This window comes from Gordonia sp. AC31 (assembly GCF_031844505.1).
Classification (GTDB): domain Bacteria; phylum Actinomycetota; class Actinomycetes; order Mycobacteriales; family Mycobacteriaceae; genus Gordonia; species Gordonia hongkongensis.
Window position 1 is genome coordinate 80,085 of sequence record NZ_JAUZVK010000011.1, and the last position, 12,412, is coordinate 92,496.

Genomic DNA, 12,412 nt, shown 5'->3' on the forward strand with positions numbered 1-12,412 from the left:
ATCCTCGTGTGACCACCTCTCCCGGCGCCCCGCGCGCGCGGCAGCAACGCAGCGGGGTCACGCAGACCCGCATCCTCGATGCCGCGATCCGAGTCCTCGTCGATCGCGGATACGCCGCCGCGAGCACGGTCGCCATCCAGAACGAGGCGGGCGTGAGCCGGGGCCGGTTGTTGCACCACTACCCGTCGCGGGACGTCCTGCTGATGGCGGCCGTCGGACACCTCGCCCGCACCCGCATCGCCGAACTGCCCAGCCACGTCGAATGGCCGGCCGATCCGGTCCAGCGCATCGCGCTGGCCACCGACGTCGGGTGGTCGACGTTCCACCAGCCGTACTTCGTCGCGTCGATGGAGTTGTGGGTCGCGGCGCGGACGAATGCCAATCTGCGGACGGCATTGCTCCCCACCGAACGCGAGATCGGCCAGACCGTCCGGCGCGCGGTCGCCGGGTTCCTCGGTCCCGAGTTGACCGCGTCGCCGCGCTACGCCGCCCTCTACCCGCTGCTCCTGACGAGCATGCGCGGCGCGGCGACCACCTACCTCATCGACCGGCGCGACCCGCTGACCGACCCGCATCTCCCGCTGTGGCGAGACCTGACGCGCACCTACCTCCTCGGTGACGCCGGGTCCGCGGACCCCAGCGCCTCGAGCAGACGGTCGACGAACGGAACCTGAGCGGGGTTGAGCCGGGTCCGCGCGAGATCGACGGAACACCATTCGGCGCGGTCGATCTCGGGGAACGCCTGCATCCGTCCCGACCGCGGTGGCCACATCAGCTCGAACGTGTTGCTGACGACCGACACGACGTCGAGGTCGCCTTCCACGGCGAATCCGATCACCCTCTTGCCGCTCTTCAACCTGACCTCGCCGAGTTCGATCGGCGGGGCGTCGGGCACCGGGCTCCCGATCTCCTCGGCGTACTCGCGTCGCGCGGCGGCCCACTCGTCCTCGCCCGGTTCGACGAGCCCCTTGGGCACCGACCACGACCCCGCGTCCGGTTTACGCGCCCAGATCGGACCCCCGGGGAACACGAGGAGAACTTCGACGGCAGCGGCACCGTCGGCCGACGTCGTCCGGCGATAGAGCAGGATTCCCGCGCTGCGGCGGGAGGCGGTGGCCATCACGGATATATCTTGGCGGAAACGTCGCGGATACACGCTCGCGCCTTCACGGAAACGTGCGAACCGTAGAACACTGACCATGTCGGTTCTCGATGTCGTCAAGAACGGAAGGTCCGCCGCACATCCGGTGGACGAGATCCCGCCGTTCATCAAGCTGTTCCCGCTCGGCCTCCAGCACGTCCTGGCCATGTACGCCGGGGCCGTCGCGGTACCCCTCATCGTCGGCGGCGCGATGGTCGGCGCCGGCCAACTGGAGCAGGGTGACATCGTCCACCTGATCATGGCGGACCTGTTCGTGGCGGGCATTGCGACGATCTTGCAGGCCGTGGGGTTCTGGCGGTTCGGGGTCCGACTCCCGCTGATGCAGGGCGTCACCTTCGCCGCGGTCGGCCCGATGATCACCATCGGGACCTCGTACGGCATCACCACCATCTACGGGTCGGTCATCGCGTGCGGGTTGTTCATGATCGCCGTCGCACCGATCGTCGGGAGACTGATCCGCTTCTTCCCGCCGCTGGTCACCGGGACGATCATCCTCATCATCGGGGTGTCCCTGATGCGGGTGGCGGCCGGCTGGTTCGGCGGCGGCACCGCCGCGGGCCCCGACTTCGGCGACCCGAAGAACATCGCCTTCGGATTCCTCACCCTGGCCGTCATCATCGGCATCGAACGATTCGCCCCCGCGGCGATCCGCCGGGTGTCGATCCTGCTCGGCCTGGCGGTCGGCACCCTGATCGCGATCCCGTTCGGCATGACGCACTGGGATCAGGTCGGCGAGTACCCGTGGGTCGGCATCCCGCAGCCGTTCCAGTTCGGCGCACCCACCTTCGAGGTCAGCGCCATCATCGCGATGATCATCGTCGGCGTCGTGATCATGACCGAGACCACCGGCGACATCGTCGCCGTCGGCGAGATCGTCGACCAGAAGATCACCCCGCGCAAGCTGGCCGACGGGATGCGCGCCGACGGCCTGGGCACCGCACTCGGCGGCGTGTTCAACACGTTCCCCTACACGGCCTTCGCGCAGAACGTCGGCCTCGTCGCGATCACCGGGGTCAAGACGCGACACGTCGCGACCTGCGCCGGCGTGATCCTGGTCGTTCTCGGCCTGCTGCCCAAGATGGCTGCCGTCGTCGAGGGCATACCGCTGCCGGTACTCGGCGGCGCCGGCGTCGCCCTGTTCGGCATGGTCGCGGCCAGCGGCATCCGGACGCTCGCGAAGGCGAAGCTGAACAACACCAACATCCTGGTCGTCGCGATCTCGGTCGGTGTCGCCATGCTGACCGAGGCCAAGATCTACTACACCGACCGCGAGCTCGGCGAGGCGCCGGTCAACGTGGTCCTGGATCTCTACTCCCAGTTCCCCGACTGGTTCCAGACCATCTTCCATTCGGGGATCTCCGCGGGTGCGCTCACCGCGATCGTGTTGAACCTCCTGCTGAACACGCGCAGCGTCTCCGCCGATCCGGTCGACTACCACAACACCGGCGACATCGCGGTGGTCGGTGCACCCGACGGTTCAACCGACCTCTCCGGCGCCGACGGCGTCCGCGCCGCCGCCTTCGACCCGCGTGACGCGTTGGCGGCCGCCGACCCCGACACCCCGGCCGACACGCTCCGCTATCTGGCCGACCACGACTCGTCGCTGCACCCGTTCATCGTCACCAATCCGGCCACGCCCAAGGACCTGGCCGATCACATCAAGAGCCTCGGCGACCCGAAGGTGTTGCGGCTCTTCGACACCTGGGACGGTTACACCTCGGGCGGGTTCTCGCGGCGCGGTTCGTGACGGGTTCGGTTCGGACCGTGGTCGGTCGTCACCCGGCCTGCTGTTTGGCGTAGTTGCTGGCACCGTAGAAGTCCACGAGGACCACGGGTTCGTCGCCGACCACCCAGGCGTCGTGCCCGGAGGGCAGGGACGTGATCGATCCCGGCCCAGCGTCGAACTCGGTGCCGTCGGCCATCACGACGTGGATGACCCCGGACACGTGGTACTGGAAGTGCGGTGCCTCGCACAGTTCGGTACCGGCGATCGGTTTGACGTCGACCGACCATCGCCAGCCCGGTTCCAGGGTCAGCCGGCCGATGTCCGACGTCCCAACGGTGAGTAGCTCCACCTGCCCGTGCCCGAAGGTGCGTACCTCGTCGGGTTCGGCGAAGTCTCGGTGCTCGGTCCGGTGCTCGATGCTGGTCATGATCCCTCCCGGTGGTCGCGTACGAAACGCCCGACCCCGACGACAACGGTAGGCCGCCGACCTTGCGTTTGTACTGCGACGACCGCACGATCGCGCAACGGTCGGGCCGCTCCCGAATCCCGCGCACCGCGCCCGGTTCGGCCTATCGTGGAACCCATGTCCCCCAGTTCTGATCCCGAGCCGATCGACGACGACGGGCGCATCGTCGACCCCGACCTCCCGCACGAGTGGCCGCACGGCTCCGCGTTCGCGTTCGGCGATTCGACGCCCATCGGCGAGACGGAACGGCTGGCCCGCGAACGGGCCGCGTACGAGGCCGCGAGCCACGGGAGCGACCTCAACCGCGGACACGCCCTGGGCGGCTCCGCCGGCACCACCGAGGGGCAGTAGATGGAGGTCCTGGCCAGCCGGGTGCTCCTGCTCTCGGCCGATCCCGAACGCCTGCAGTCGTTCTACCGCGAGCGGCTCGGTCTGCCGGTCCACCGCGAGTATCCGGGTGGTGTCGTGTTCTTCGCCGGCAACGGGCTCATCGAGATCTCGTCGCACATGAAGACCGACGAGCCGGCCCCGTCCAGCGATTCGGTTCTCTGGCTTCAGGTCCGGGATGCCGAGGCCGTCGCCGACGAGTTCCGCGACCGTGGCGTTCCCGTGACCCGCGAGCCGCGCACCGAGCCGTGGGGTCTCATCGAGATGCACGCGACCGATCCCGACGGCCGGACCCTGATCGTCGTCCAGATCCCCGCCGATCACCCGCTGCGCAAGGACACGCGATAGATCGGGATCCCATCGCCGTGGACGGCCCATCGGCGCCGGGGAACGTGAGCACCCCATGACAGACTGGACGCCATGAGTTCCTGGAACGCGCCGACGATCACCGAAGGCGGCCGCGATGCCCCCGCCGGAGGCGGCCTGGATGCAACCGTGGAGTTGCCGGGTTCCAAGTCGATCACCAACCGCGCTCTCGTCCTCGCCGCCCTCGCCGACGGGCCGTCGACCGTCCGTGGAACCCTCCGGAGCCGCGACACGAACCTGATGCTCGCCGCGCTCGAGGCCCTGGGCGCCGAGATCCGCATCGACCCCGCGAGCGAGACCACGGTCTCGATCGTGCCCGGACCCCTGCGGGGTGCCGTGATCGACTGCGGCCTCGCCGGGACCGTGATGCGGTTCCTGCCGCCGACCGCGGCCCTGGCCACCGGGCGCGTGGTCTTCGACGGCGATCCCCACGCGCGCGAACGGCCGCAGACCACCATCCTCGACGCGTTGCGCGGGCTGGGTGTCGCCGTCGACGGCGATCGATTGCCGTTCAGCATCGACGCCACCGGCACCGTGCCCGGCGGCGAGGTCACCATCGACGCATCCGGGTCATCGCAGTTCGTATCGGGGCTCCTGCTCTCGGCGGCGCGTTTCGACGCCGGCGTCGTGGTCCGGCATGTCGGCGCGGCCGTCCCGTCGACCCCGCACATCGACATGACCGTGGAGATGCTGGCGACGGCCGGCGTCGTCGTCGACACCTCCGAACCGAATGTCTGGCGCGTTGCCCCGGGACCGATCGCGGCCGTCGACTGGACGGTCGAGCCCGACCTGTCGAATGCGGCCGCGTTCCTCGCCGCGGCAGCCGTCACCGGCGGTACCGTGCGGGTGCCGTACTGGCCCGCCGTGACCACCCAGCCCGGTGCACGGATCGCGGACGTCCTCGCCGCGATGGGTTGTGCCGTCGAGCATCTCGACGGCACGCTGTCGGTTCGCGGACCCGCGGTACTCAAGGCCGTCGACCTCGACCTCCGCGACATCGGTGAACTCACCCCCACCATCGCCGCGCTGTGCGCGCTCGCCGACGGGGAGTCGGTGCTGTCCGGAATCGCCCATCTCCGCGGCCACGAGACCGACCGGCTCGCCGCGCTCACCACCGAGATCACCCGCCTGGGTGGGACATGCGCCGAAACCGGCGACGGACTGCGCATCACCGGCACCGCCGGTTCCCCGTTACGCGGGGGTACCTGGGAGTCCTACGCCGACCACCGGATGGCCACCGCCGGAGCCATTGTCGGCCTGGTGACACCCGGTGTGGTGGTCGCCGACATCGAGACGACGAGCAAGACGCTGCCGGACTTCCCGGGGATGTGGCAGCAGATGCTGGGGCGCGCATGAGCTCTCGAGGACAGGCGCGCCGTTGAGTCGCCGCGCGGCGAGCTACGACGAATCCGACGTCCGGGTCCGTCCCGGGAAGGGCACCCGACCGCGCACCAAGACGCGACCGTCGCACGACGACGCCGAGCAGGGCATGGTGGTCTCGGTCGATCGCGGTCGCTGGGGCGTGGTGCTCGACGGCGACCCGGATCGGCGCGTCGTCGCGATGCGCGCCCGCGAACTGGGTCGCACCCCGATCGTCGTCGGCGACGACGTGTCGGTGGTGGGCGACCTGTCCGGCCGGCCCGACACGCTGGCGCGCATCGTCCGGGTGGCCGATCGTCGAACGGTGTTGCGCCGCACCGCCGATGACTCCGATCCCTACGAGCGGATCGTCGTGGCGAATGCCGATGCGCTCCTCATCGTGACCGCCATGGCGGATCCGCCGCCGCGCACCGGATTCGTCGAACGCGCACTGGCCGCGGCCTATGTGGGCGGCCTGTCCCCCATTCTGTGCCTGACGAAATCGGATCTCGCCGATCCCGCCGAATTCACCGCGGCCTTTGCCGATCTCGACCTGCCGGTGGTGTGCGCGGGCCGCGACGACCCGCTCGACGAGATCCTGTCGACGTTGCGCGGTCGGATCACCGCGTTCATCGGCCACTCCGGGGTGGGCAAGTCCACTCTGGTCAATCGTCTCGTCCCGGACGCATATCGGGCGACCGGAGTGGTGTCGGGAGTGGGCAAGGGCCGGCACACGTCCACCCAGTCGGTGGCATTGGCCCTGCCCGACGACGCCGGCCCGCGTGGCTGGGTCATCGACACCCCCGGCATCCGATCGTTCGGACTCGCGCACGTCGGACCCGACGACATCGTCGCCGCCTTCGACGATCTGCACGCCGCCATCGAGGAATGTCCCCGCGGATGTACACATCTGGGTCCACCGGCCGATCCAGAATGCAAGCTCGACGAGCTGACCGGTCACTCGTATCGTCGCGCGATGGCCGTGCGCCACCTCCTGGTGGCGGTCAGCGGCGGTGAGGGCGACGCGTCCGAGGAGCCACGGACAGCGGAGTGACCGAGTGGCGTGCTACCGCCGGCGACGCCGGGCGCGCAGCTCGCGGATCGCGGTCTTGAGGCCGGCGGCGCGGGGGGTCATCCCGGCGAAACGCCGCTCCGACGCGGTTTCCGGGGCATCATCGGCGGTGTCGCGCAGAAACGAGTCGGGCAGGGCCAGCTTGTTGATCGTGCGCAGCGTCTGAAGATACTGCAGCACAATCGATCCCGTGGTGTAGGGCAGATCGTACTTGTCGCACAGCGCGCGCACCCGCACCGCGATCTCCGCGTACCGGTTGCTCGGCAGGTCCGGGTACAGATGGTGTTCGATCTGGTAGCAGAGATTCCCGCTGAAGAAGGCCATCGCGGGCCCGGCGTCGAAGTTCGCCGTACCGAGCATCTGGCGCAGGTACCACTGGCCCTGCGTCTCGTTCTCGAGCGACTCCGCGGTGAACTTCTCCGCGCCGTCCGGGAAATGACCACAGAAGATGACGACGTAGGCCCACACGTTGCGGATCAGATTGGCACTGAGGTTCGCGGTCAGCGTGTGCTTGAAATTCGGTCCCGACAGCGCGGGGAACAGGACATAGTCCTTGGCCAACTGCTTGCCGACCTTGCGCGCGAACACCTTCAGCTGCGGGATCGCGACCTCTTTGGGCTTCTTCCCCGAGATCGCGTCCTTGATGTCGAGGTCGTGCAAACCGATGCCCCACTCGAACAGCGCCGCGAGCAGGATGTTGGTGACCGGCTGGAGGAGCTGCTTGGGCTTCCACGGTTCGTCCCGCGTGACCCGCAACGTCTTGTAACCGACGTCGTGGTCCATGTCGAGGACGTTGGTGTACTTGTGATGGATGTAGTTGTGGGAGTGCTTCCAGTGCGGCGCCGCGCACACCATGTCCCACTCCCAGGTGGTCGAGTGGACCTCCGGGTCGTTCATCCAGTCCCACTGCCCGTGCATCACATTGTGCCCGAGCTCCATGTTCTCGATGATCTTCGACAGCGCGAGCGCTCCGGTGCCCAGCAGCCAGAGCGGCCGGGAACGGCTGCCCATGAGAGCCGCGCGGCCCGCGACCTCGAGAGCACGGTGCGCCAAGATGGTGCGCCGCAGATACCGGACGTCGCGCATGCCGCGGTCCGCCTCGATCTCACGGCGGAGCGCGTCGAGCTCGGCACCGAGTGCTTCCACGTCGGCGTCGGTCAGGTGCGCGTACTCGTTGATATCAGTGATTGCCATTGCGCCTCATTATGCCCCTGTCGGGGCCACTGCCTTGGTCTCGATGTGTGCCGGCCGTCTGACCTGCGCCGATCAGGCGGCCTGCTCGTCGGAGCGGGCGGCCGACGTATCGACACCGATTCGGGAACGAAGCGAGCGGAGCGAACCCTGGTCTCGCCGCCGGGAGCGGAGCGACGCAATGGCCGAGCGGAGTCCCCGGCGCGCGCCGGTCGTCTCGTCGATCGTCGCCTGCAGACGCGCACCTTCCGGCAGGCCCTGCTTGAAGCGGCGTTCGGAAGCGGTCTCGGGTGCGTCGTCCGCGGTCGCCGACAGGTACTTGTCCGGCAACGAGAGCTTGGCGATGGTCCGCCACGCCTTCGCGTACTGCACCGGGAACGGACCCGAGGTGTACGGGAGGTCGTACTTGTCGCAGAGCGCGCGCACACGTACCGCGATCTCGGCGTACCGGTTGCTGGGGAGATCGGGGAAGATGTGGTGCTCGATCTGGTACGACAGATTCCCGCTCATGAAGGCCAGCGGGAATCCGGCGTCGAAGTTGGCGCTGCCGAGCATCTGGCGCAGGTACCACTCCGCCTGCGTCTCGTTGTCGATGTCCTGCTTGGTGAACTTCTCCGCGCCGTCCGGGAAGTGACCGCAGAAGATGACTGCGTTGCTCCACACGTTGCGGATGACGTTGCCGAGCGCGGTCGCGGTCGCAGCCTTGGCGTACGCGCGGCCGTACCCGACCTTGTGCCCGGTGGCGGCACTGACCAGCGCCGGGTACGCGAGGTAGTCCTTGGCGACCTGCTTGCCGATCTTCGACAGGACCTCGTTGCGATTGCGCCGGAACTCTTCCTGGGCCTCCGGGGTCTTGCGCTTCTTGCCCAGCTCGAGATGCTGCACGGCGACCCCGTATTGGAAGGCGAGCGCGAGAATCGTGTTGTAGACGAGATTTCCGTAGTTGAACGGACGCCACCGCTGATCGCGCGTGACGCGCAGCAGTCCGTAGCCCACATCGTCGTCCATGCCCAGCACGTTCGTGTACTTGTGATGGATGTAGTTGTGGGTGTGCTTCCAGTGCGCCGACGGGTCGGTGTTGTCCCACTCCCAGGTGGTGCTGTGCACCTCCGGGTCGTTCATCCAGTCCCACTGCCCGTGCATCACGTTGTGCCCGAGCTCCATGTTCTCGACGATCTTCGCGACGCCGAGGGCGCACGCACCCGCCCACCAGGCCGACTTCCGAGTCGAACCGAACAGCAGGGCGCGGCCGGTGACCTCCAGCCCGCGCTGGAACCGGATCGTGTTGCGCAGGTACCGCGCATCCCGCTCACCACGGTCGGCTTCGATGTCGGCGCGGATCGCGTCGAGTTCGGCTCCCAATGCGGCCACGTCGGACTCGGTCAGGTGCGCGTATTCGGGGATGTCAGAGATCGCCATACGTGTGGTTCCCTTCGCCGGTGGTCGGTCGATGGCGCGACTTCGAGGTGCGCGTGTCGACCACTGCCTACGCCTACGTTTCCGTAACTTACGCAAGCGTAGGTTGGCGACGGCGTCGTGTCCAGTGAGTGTGACGAACCGGGACTCAACCGATCAACGGAACGGGTTCCGTGCCGGCGAGGAAGCTGCACAATCGACGCGAGACAGTGGATGGTCGACGGGGCGGGACCAGTCAGTCCTTGCGGTCGGCCTCGTAGTCGTCGCGGAACAGCTCGAATCCCACGAGGTCCTCGAAGACGCCGTCGGACCGGGCGGCGAGTTTCTGTGTGCCGAACTCGCGGAAGCCGGCGATGCGGGCGAGCTTCTTGCTGCCCTCGTTGCTGTCGGCGGCGAAGAGGGTGAGGCGGCGGAACCCCAGCTTGTCGAAGGCGTACCGGACCGCAGCCGGAAATGCTTCGCCCAGAACGCCTTTGCCGCGGGCCTCGGGGTGCGTGTAGAAACCCGCCTCGGCGCCGGTGACCTCGTCGATGTGCAGCAGGGTGATGTCGCCCAGGTAGTCGTCGGTCTCGCGATCCGCCACCGCCCAGGTGCATGTCGTGCCCTGCGCGGCCGTCCACCACTTGCGGAGGCGTTCGGCCGCAGCGTGTTCGAGTTCCAGCGGATCGGGGCGCGCGAACAGGTACTTGCGCGACACCGGGTCGTCGAGCGTCTCCCGGATGCGCGGGTCGTCGGTCTCCGCGAGCGGCCGCAGGCGGAACCGCTCGGTCTCGAAAACGTCTGTCCGCCAATCGGTCTTGGGATGCTGAGGATCGCCTGCGTGCAGCGATCCGACCCAGGCGTCGCGGATGTGACCGCGGACCTCGATGCCGTTGGGAACCGCGGCGTCGAGACGGAAACCGCAGGAGTGGGCCACCCGCAGCGCGTCGATGTTGCCGGCGACGGTCGTCCATCGGACGACCTCTTTGTCCGCTTCGGAGAATGCGTAGTTGACGGCCAGCAGGACGGCGCGCTTCATCACGCCCCACCCGCGGGCGTCGGGGTGCAGGTCGTAGCTGAGTCGGGTGAGCGGTCCCTCGCCCTCGATGTCGACGGTGCCGACGAACCGGCCGTCGAATTCGACGGCCCACAACATCCGGGTGCCCTTCGCCCAGCTGCGCGGCGCATAGTCGAGGGCGAAGCGCTCGGCTGCCGCACGACTGTACGGTGCCGGGATCGGGGTCCATCGCATCATGGCCGGATCCGCCGCGAGTTCGACCATCCGGTCGAGGTCGTGGGGCTCATGCGGCCGCAGGGTGACGCCTCCGTCACTCAGGACGGGGATATCGCTGGGGGCCGGGGCCTCAGCGGTCACTGGTGCCTTCGCCGGCGTTTCCACAGAACAGATTCCTCTCGCCACGCACGTCGTTCACCCTACCGGCTCACCGATGGGCGCGAGCCACACGAGACGAAGACGCTGCTCAGACGGCGAGGGTGCAGTCTCCCGCCGCAGCGGAAACACAGGTCTGGATACGTTCGCCCTCGACGTGTTCGACGCCCGAGCGCAGGTCGCGCACGCATCCCTTGTCGAGCATGACCACGCAGCTCTGGCAGATCCCCATCCGGCATCCGAACGGCATCATCGCGCCCGCGGCCTCCCCCGCCTCGAGCAGCGTGGTCGCGCCGTCGACGACCGCCGATTTCCCGGACCGGGAGAACGTGACCGTACCGCCCTGTGCCCCGACGACGCCGCGTTCGAGGGCGAACCGCTCGATGTGCAACTGCTCGGTCAGGTGCGCCTCCGCATAGAGGCGCTGCAGGCCGTCGAGGAACCCGGCGGGTCCGCACGCCCAGGTCTGACGTTCGCGCCAGTCGGCGCAGAGGGACGGCAGCACGTCGGGAGTGATCTGCCCGTCGGTTCGCGTGTACTGCACATGCAGGTCGACGACGCCGCTGTCCGCCAGGTCCCGGAGTTCGTCGGCGAAGAGCAGATTGGCCGGCGTGGGCGTCGAGTGCACGAGTGCGATGTCGGTGCGCTGGTCGCGGTGTCGTGCGGTGCGCAGCATCGAGATGATGGGCGTGAGTCCGCTTCCGGCGGTCACGAAGAGAATCTTCGCCGGCAACGGGTCCGGCAGCACGAACTCCCCGCGCGGTGCGGCGAGCCGGACGACCGTGCCGGGCCGGAGACCGTTGACCAGGTGACTGGACAGGAAGCCCTCGGGCATCGCCTTGACCGTGATCGAGATCGTCTTGTCGTTCGCCGACGAGTCGGGGGTCGAGGTCAGCGAATAGGAACGCCACGCCCAGCGGCCCTCCATCAGGACGCCGATGCCGATGTACTGACCCGGGGCGTAGTCGAACGAGAAGCCCCAACCGGGCCGGATGCGGATCGTCGCGGTGTCCTCGGTCTCCTTGGTCACCGAGACGACCTTGCCCCGCAGCTCGCGGGCCGACCACAACGGATTCGCCAGGTGGAGATAGTCGTCGGGCAGGAGTGGCGTCGTGATCCGGGTGAGCGCGGCGCGGGCCCACTGCGAGCCGCGGCTGCGGGCCGCGACGCCGGAAACCGGTTCCTCGAACCTCTCGAGCAAACCCATCTCACTTACCGCCTTCGACGTCGGGGAACGTGTCGGAGCCACCATAACCTACGCAACCGTAGGTTAGTGGTTCGGTTCAGAGCAGCTCGAGGAGGAATGGCAGTTCCTGAGTCGCGTACCACGCGAGATCGAAGTCCTCGACGTCGCCGACCGCGAGTTCGGCGTCGAGATCACCCATGTCGGCGGCGTCGATGACCACCACGGCCGCACGGACCTTCGGCTCCGCCTCGGCGACGTCGACATGCACCGACGCGATCGCCGACACCGGGACGGGCCCGGCGATCTTGACCACCGCGTCGTCCAGGTCGGGACGCAGTGTCACGTCCTCCACGTCGGCCGCGACGACCACGCGCCGGGGCGGCAGACGCGGGGTGTCCGCGGGGTCGGTGACCGCCTCGTCGGCGACCAGTTCGGACTCGGACTCGCGGTCGCCGGCCTCCGGGGCCTCCCCGGCGAGCAGGCGCAACGACGCACGCGCGGCCTCGCGCAGCGCGACCTCGGACAGCTCCTCGTCATCCCCGGAGACGAAGGCCTCACGCAGCGCGGGCGTCAGGGCGAAACCCGTGCCGCCCAGCGGACGGAACTCGCCGTCGGTATCGAGCCGCAACAGCATCGCCAACGTCGCCGGCAGGTACACCCTCATTCGTCAACTACTCCCGTTCGGCCAGCGGTAGGGCTGGGTCAGCTCATC

13 protein-coding genes are annotated in these 12,412 nt (G+C 68.4%); 6 read left to right on the plus strand and 7 right to left on the minus strand.

Annotated elements, in window-relative coordinates:
- The first annotated feature begins 8 nt into the window (after nucleotides 1–8).
- On the plus strand, nucleotides 9–674 hold the full coding sequence (locus tag Q9R39_RS14625; RefSeq protein ID WP_068970092.1) for a TetR/AcrR family transcriptional regulator: 666 nt from the start codon (nucleotides 9–11) through the stop codon (nucleotides 672–674).
- Here Q9R39_RS14625 and Q9R39_RS14630 read toward each other — a convergent pair.
- On the minus strand, nucleotides 605–1,120 hold the full coding sequence (locus tag Q9R39_RS14630) for an NUDIX domain-containing protein (protein ID WP_065631856.1): 516 nt from the start codon (nucleotides 1,118–1,120) through the stop codon (nucleotides 605–607). The genes Q9R39_RS14625 and Q9R39_RS14630 overlap by 70 nt on opposite strands.
- Nucleotides 1,121–1,199: 79 nt before the next feature.
- On the opposite strand from Q9R39_RS14630, the gene Q9R39_RS14635 reads away from it, so the two are divergent.
- Entirely contained in the window at nucleotides 1,200–2,909 is a 1,710-nt protein-coding gene (locus tag Q9R39_RS14635; RefSeq protein WP_311277680.1) for a nucleobase:cation symporter-2 family protein, read from the plus strand.
- 28 nt (nucleotides 2,910–2,937) lie between these two features.
- Here Q9R39_RS14635 and Q9R39_RS14640 read toward each other — a convergent pair whose 3' ends face one another.
- Nucleotides 2,938–3,315 carry a cupin domain-containing protein gene (locus Q9R39_RS14640; protein WP_058251930.1) on the minus strand — a complete coding sequence of 126 codons (378 nt, stop codon included), beginning with the start codon at nucleotides 3,313–3,315 and terminating at the stop codon, nucleotides 2,938–2,940.
- A 156-nt stretch (nucleotides 3,316–3,471) separates the two neighbouring features.
- Between Q9R39_RS14640 and Q9R39_RS14645 the strand changes: the two genes are divergently transcribed.
- From Q9R39_RS14645 to rsgA, 4 genes are all read left to right on the plus strand, one after another.
- Entirely contained in the window at nucleotides 3,472–3,705 is a 234-nt protein-coding gene (locus Q9R39_RS14645) for a hypothetical protein (protein WP_058251931.1), read from the plus strand.
- Entirely contained in the window at nucleotides 3,706–4,089 is a 384-nt protein-coding gene (locus Q9R39_RS14650) for a VOC family protein (protein WP_058251932.1), read from the plus strand.
- A 72-nt stretch (nucleotides 4,090–4,161) separates the two neighbouring features.
- Complete coding sequence (gene aroA / locus Q9R39_RS14655; protein WP_311277681.1) at nucleotides 4,162–5,463, plus strand: 3-phosphoshikimate 1-carboxyvinyltransferase; 1,302 nt, start codon at nucleotides 4,162–4,164, stop codon at nucleotides 5,461–5,463.
- A 22-nt stretch (nucleotides 5,464–5,485) separates the two neighbouring features.
- Nucleotides 5,486–6,520 (plus strand): ribosome small subunit-dependent GTPase A, encoded by a 1,035-nt coding sequence (gene rsgA, locus Q9R39_RS14660; RefSeq protein ID WP_226513803.1) that lies wholly within the window; start codon nucleotides 5,486–5,488, stop codon nucleotides 6,518–6,520.
- Between the two features lie 12 nt (nucleotides 6,521–6,532).
- On the opposite strand, the gene Q9R39_RS14665 is transcribed toward rsgA, so the two are convergent.
- The 5 genes from Q9R39_RS14665 to Q9R39_RS14685 form a co-directional block, all read right to left on the minus strand.
- Nucleotides 6,533–7,732 (minus strand): fatty acid desaturase, encoded by a 1,200-nt coding sequence (locus Q9R39_RS14665; protein WP_269553499.1) that lies wholly within the window; start codon nucleotides 7,730–7,732, stop codon nucleotides 6,533–6,535.
- Between the two features lie 72 nt (nucleotides 7,733–7,804).
- A complete protein-coding gene (locus Q9R39_RS14670) occupies nucleotides 7,805–9,148 on the minus strand; it encodes a fatty acid desaturase (protein WP_065631850.1) in 1,344 nt (447 codons plus the stop codon).
- A 232-nt stretch (nucleotides 9,149–9,380) separates the two neighbouring features.
- Nucleotides 9,381–10,523 carry a GNAT family N-acetyltransferase gene (locus Q9R39_RS14675; RefSeq protein ID WP_139363036.1) on the minus strand — a complete coding sequence of 381 codons (1,143 nt, stop codon included), beginning with the start codon at nucleotides 10,521–10,523 and terminating at the stop codon, nucleotides 9,381–9,383.
- Nucleotides 10,524–10,605: 82 nt separating this feature from the next.
- Entirely contained in the window at nucleotides 10,606–11,721 is a 1,116-nt protein-coding gene (locus tag Q9R39_RS14680) for a ferredoxin reductase (protein ID WP_078113330.1), read from the minus strand.
- Between the two features lie 76 nt (nucleotides 11,722–11,797).
- The gene (locus tag Q9R39_RS14685) at nucleotides 11,798–12,364 is read right to left on the minus strand and encodes a DUF6912 family protein (protein ID WP_211538384.1); all 567 of its coding nucleotides are present in this window, start codon (nucleotides 12,362–12,364) and stop codon (nucleotides 11,798–11,800) included.
- Between the last annotated feature and the right edge of the window lie 48 nt (nucleotides 12,365–12,412).

Bases quoted from the DNA above. Each gene is read 5' to 3' on its own strand.
- Q9R39_RS14630 (WP_065631856.1), bottom strand. From the start codon at position 1,120: ATGGCCACCGCCTCCCGCCGCAGCGCGGGAATCCTGCTCTATCGCCGG.
- Q9R39_RS14635 (WP_311277680.1), top strand. From the start codon at position 1,200: ATGTCGGTTCTCGATGTCGTCAAGAACGGAAGGTCCGCCGCACATCCG.
- Q9R39_RS14640 (WP_058251930.1), bottom strand. From the start codon at position 3,315: ATGACCAGCATCGAGCACCGGACCGAGCACCGAGACTTCGCCGAACCC.
- Q9R39_RS14645 (WP_058251931.1), top strand. From the start codon at position 3,472: ATGTCCCCCAGTTCTGATCCCGAGCCGATCGACGACGACGGGCGCATC.
- Q9R39_RS14650 (WP_058251932.1), top strand. From the start codon at position 3,706: ATGGAGGTCCTGGCCAGCCGGGTGCTCCTGCTCTCGGCCGATCCCGAA.
- aroA (WP_311277681.1), top strand. From the start codon at position 4,162: ATGAGTTCCTGGAACGCGCCGACGATCACCGAAGGCGGCCGCGATGCC.
- Q9R39_RS14665 (WP_269553499.1), bottom strand. From the start codon at position 7,732: ATGGCAATCACTGATATCAACGAGTACGCGCACCTGACCGACGCCGAC.
- Q9R39_RS14670 (WP_065631850.1), bottom strand. From the start codon at position 9,148: ATGGCGATCTCTGACATCCCCGAATACGCGCACCTGACCGAGTCCGAC.
- Q9R39_RS14680 (WP_078113330.1), bottom strand. From the start codon at position 11,721: ATGGGTTTGCTCGAGAGGTTCGAGGAACCGGTTTCCGGCGTCGCGGCC.
- Q9R39_RS14685 (WP_211538384.1), bottom strand. From the start codon at position 12,364: ATGAGGGTGTACCTGCCGGCGACGTTGGCGATGCTGTTGCGGCTCGAT.